Consider the following 3,744-nt stretch of genomic DNA (forward strand, 5'->3'; position numbering starts at 1 on the left):
ATTCTTAAATTAGACATGCATTAGACATTAACTTGACGTTAATGCAACTTTATTGCTACTTTTTTTTCACTTAAATATTACTATGTAATAAAGATTGGAACAGGCCCATGATCACTCAAAATGATGAGATCGAGCTATCTCGACAAACATTCAGTCGCTGGCTAGCCAGAAACAATAGGGAGCAAATCTCTTGGCTGGCACGCTACCTGAACGAGAACAAAACAGCCCAACGATTACTCCTTAAACAAGTAGAAGGAATGCTAGAGGGATCAGGGCATCAGGTAGTTGTGGTTGAAAAATACGACGCGCTTGTTCTACGAATGGCAGAGCTTGATGTTCTTTGCGGGAGAGAAGGAGCCAAACTTACAGCGAGAATCAAGTCAGCCTGGAGTCAGCACAAATACAGGACAAAGCTACGGCTAACCGACTATAAGAACATCAATATGGTCCTCAGCATGAGGGCAATTAACAACTTGAAGAAACTGTCTGAGAGCATCAACAAACCCCAAAACAAGGTTATTGAAGATCTGATAGAGGAAAAGCTCGAGCTCTTATTGAACACAGGGCAAATACACCAGCCCCCTCCCCAACATCGGGAACTCCAAGTGAGCGTACCTGACCTCGCTTCGACAACACCTCCTGCGACACCATTGCCAGGAGAAGACCTTCATGAGAGTGAGACATCCCATGACAATGCGAGCACACCCGGAAAAATCTCTTCGGTATGAATGCTAGCTATGTCTCGTAGAACAACTGTATATGATCAGCCCACCGCTGCAGCCACTCACGGCACTCCGCCTCGTAGCTATGCAGGTCATAGGTTCCTTCAATACCCTTACGGGAGTGCCCCAACACCGCTTCAGCGACCTCGCTGGGGCAGCCCAATCGGGCCAAGCCAGTCCTGACGGTCCGCCGTAGGTCATGGGGTGACCAGTCAGGAATGGAAGTTAGCCAAAGCTGCGCAGCTGTGTAACTCCGTCCAGATTTCAGTTTTTCGGGGTTCTTCAGGTGCCATTTTGTCTCGGTTAGCGACTTTTGCTGGATTGGCTTCCTGGTGCGAGTTGACGGAAAAGGGTAATTATCCGTAGTCAGCTTCAGCTGACTCAGAAATTCGATGGCCTGTGTTGGCAACTGAACGTATCGCTCCGCTCCATTCTTTGAGTCCCTCAAATGCCAAGAACCTGCCTCCAGGTCGATATCCTTCCACTCAGCGTTACACACCTCCCCTGTCCGGCAACCAGTCCAAAGAGTGAACCGCATGACATTCTTCTGAGTGGTGGAGTAGCCCGAGCCCGGCAGCCAAGCCAGAACCGCCGCCAGCTCTTTGTCCGAAAGCACCCTCTTGCCCTTGTTCGGGCTCATACGGATCCTGGCAGTCTTCAAGCTGGCCTTGGCCAACCAGGCCGGGTTAGGGAAATCGTCAGGTAGACGCTCCAGCCCAATGGCGTACTCATAGGCAGCAATGAACTCCCGGAGCACATTCCCAGCTTGGACCCGCGCGCCTCGATCCAGGATCTCCTTGATCAGGTCGACCACATCCTTTCGCTTTACCTCCGCCGCTGGCTTATCGCCTAACACCCGGACAGCGTCATTATGGAGAGTACGTCGCACCTCCCACTGTCCTTTGGGCTTCCTGGCCCCAGGCATCCGTCTCTTCTCCCCGGTTCTCGGATCTGTCACCGTCCGATCCTCAATGACTTCCGTCAGATACTGCTCGACCAGATCTGTCACAGTATAAGCGGCCACGGCTTCGGCTTGCGCCTGTGCAGCCTTTGCCTCCTTTTCTGCCTGGAGCTGACGATCCCGTTCGGCTTTGGGACAAATCCCTTTGGCTCTGAGCTCCTTCATTTTGGAGACCTCAAGGCGGGCTTCTGCAAGCTTCACACCAGGGAAATTGCCGATCTTGACCTGAACCAGCTTGCCCGTCTCGGGGCTTCGGTAGCGATAAGTGAAGGTTTTCAGACCCGAGGAACCGCAGGTAACCCGCAACCCAGCGTTCTCAGCCCCGTCGGTTTTGACCTTATCCCCTGGCCGCATTGCCTCAATGGCACGGACCGATAGTTGCTTGCTTCCTTGTTTGCTATGCTCCATCGCTTTGATCCACCAACACTAACGCTTTCAAGCAAATCCCCGCATCGCAGGCCCCGTCTGGCCTGCAGGGGATTTGGTATAGGTTTTTGGCAGTATAGCACCTTCAAAATCACCTTTTCGAAGGAAAAACCAAAAACCTATACTAAAACCTATACTAATTTTGCGGATTGGGGTGGATTTCCGTGGACACCCACGGACACTACCGGAAATCACATATTTCGCTAACCATTTGAATATATAGCGAAATAAAAGGAAAAACAGGCTGAAACGCACATATGGCGAACCCCAATTTATCCGCACACACACCTATGATGCAGCAATACCTGGCGATCAAGGCCGAGCACCCGGACCAGCTGGTGTTCTACCGCATGGGGGATTTCTACGAATTGTTTTTTGGGGATGCGCAAAAAGCGGCGCGGCTGCTGGACATTACCCTGACCCAACGCGGCCAGAGTGCCGGCAAGCCGATTCCCATGGCAGGGATCCCCTATCATGCGGCAGAGAACTACCTGGCGCGGCTGGTGAAGCTGGGTGAATCGGTAGCTATTGCCGAGCAGATTGGTGACCCCGCCTTGGCCAAGGGGCCGGTGGAACGCAAGGTGGTGCGCATTGTTACCCCAGGCACCGTGAGTGACGAGGCGCTTCTGGAAGAGCGCCGCGACAATCTTCTGTGCGCGGTTTTTGATCACAATAATCAGTACGGCTGCGCCAGCCTGGACCTGGCCGCCGGGCGGTTTGTGGTCACCCAGGTAGAAGGTGCCGAACAACTGCAGGCTCTGTTGGAGCGGTGGTCACCTGCTGAGCTGCTGCTCAGCGAGGAACACGGCCTGCCAGGCCGCTGGGCCGAGCGCCCGGGCACCCGCAAACGCCCCGGCTGGGAGTTTGACGAAGACGCCGCCCGCCGTCAGTTGTGTCAGCAATTTCAGGTACAGGATCTGGCCGGTTTCGGTGAGCCAACCGCCGTGGCGGTCGCCGCTGCCGGCGCCCTGCTTGGCTATGCCAAGGAGACCCAGCGCGGTGAGCTGCCGCACATTACCGGCCTTGCCGTGGAAAGCTTTGACGACGCGGTGGCCATGGACGCGGCCACCCGCCGAAATCTGGAATTGACCGAAACCCTGGATGGCCAGGAACAACACACCTTGGCCTGGGTACTCGACAGCACCCAAACCGCCATGGGCGCGCGCCTGCTCAAACGCTGGGTACACCAGCCTTTGCGTAACCGCACCACCCTCACCAAGCGACAGGACCAGATCGACGCTCTGCGCCAGGGCTGGTGTTTCGAATCTGCCCGCGATGTGCTTAATGACATCGGCGACATGGAGCGGATCCTCGGCCGGGTGGCCCTGCGCTCTGCTCGCCCCCGTGACCTGACTCGCTTGCATGCCAGCCTCAAGGCGCTACCGCCGTTGATTGGCACTTTGCCCGCCGCCGACTGCTTCTTTGAGCTGATCGAGCGTATCGGTGATTTTCCGAATCAGGTGGAATTACTGGGCACCGCGGTGATTGAAAACCCGCCCATGCTGATTCGCGACGGCGGCGTGATTGCCCCCGGCTACAGCGCAGAGCTGGATGAGCTGCGCTCCATCAGCGAAAACGCCGGAGCTATTCTCGTGGACATTGAAACCCGTGAGCGCGAACGCACCCAGCTTTCCA

At 55.3% G+C, this 3,744-nt stretch carries 3 protein-coding genes; 2 read left to right on the forward strand and 1 reads right to left on the reverse strand.

Annotated features, from left to right (window positions below):
• Nucleotides 1-107 precede the first annotated feature (107 nt).
• Nucleotides 108-728: a hypothetical protein gene (locus A3754_RS17170; RefSeq protein WP_063520675.1), complete on the forward strand. Its 621-nt coding sequence runs from the start codon at nucleotides 108-110 to the stop codon at nucleotides 726-728.
• Nucleotides 729-735: 7 nt separating this feature from the next.
• Here the strand turns inward: A3754_RS17170 and A3754_RS17175 are convergent, their stop codons facing one another.
• Nucleotides 736-2,091 (reverse strand): site-specific integrase, encoded by a 1,356-nt coding sequence (locus tag A3754_RS17175; RefSeq protein ID WP_063520676.1) that lies wholly within the window; start codon nucleotides 2,089-2,091, stop codon nucleotides 736-738.
• A gap of 308 nt (nucleotides 2,092-2,399) precedes the next feature.
• Here A3754_RS17175 and mutS point away from each other — a divergent pair.
• Nucleotides 2,400-3,744 (forward strand): DNA mismatch repair protein MutS (gene mutS / locus A3754_RS17180; protein WP_082904798.1); only part of this gene is annotated, 1,345 nt, incomplete at its 3' end.

Source organism: Alcanivorax sp. HI0083 (genome assembly GCF_001635175.1).

Excerpts from the sequence above, each read along its gene's own strand:
- A3754_RS17170 (WP_063520675.1), top strand. The coding sequence starts at position 108 with ATGATCACTCAAAATGATGAGATCGAGCTATCTCGACAAACATTCAGT.
- A3754_RS17175 (WP_063520676.1), bottom strand. The coding sequence starts at position 2,091 with ATGGAGCATAGCAAACAAGGAAGCAAGCAACTATCGGTCCGTGCCATT.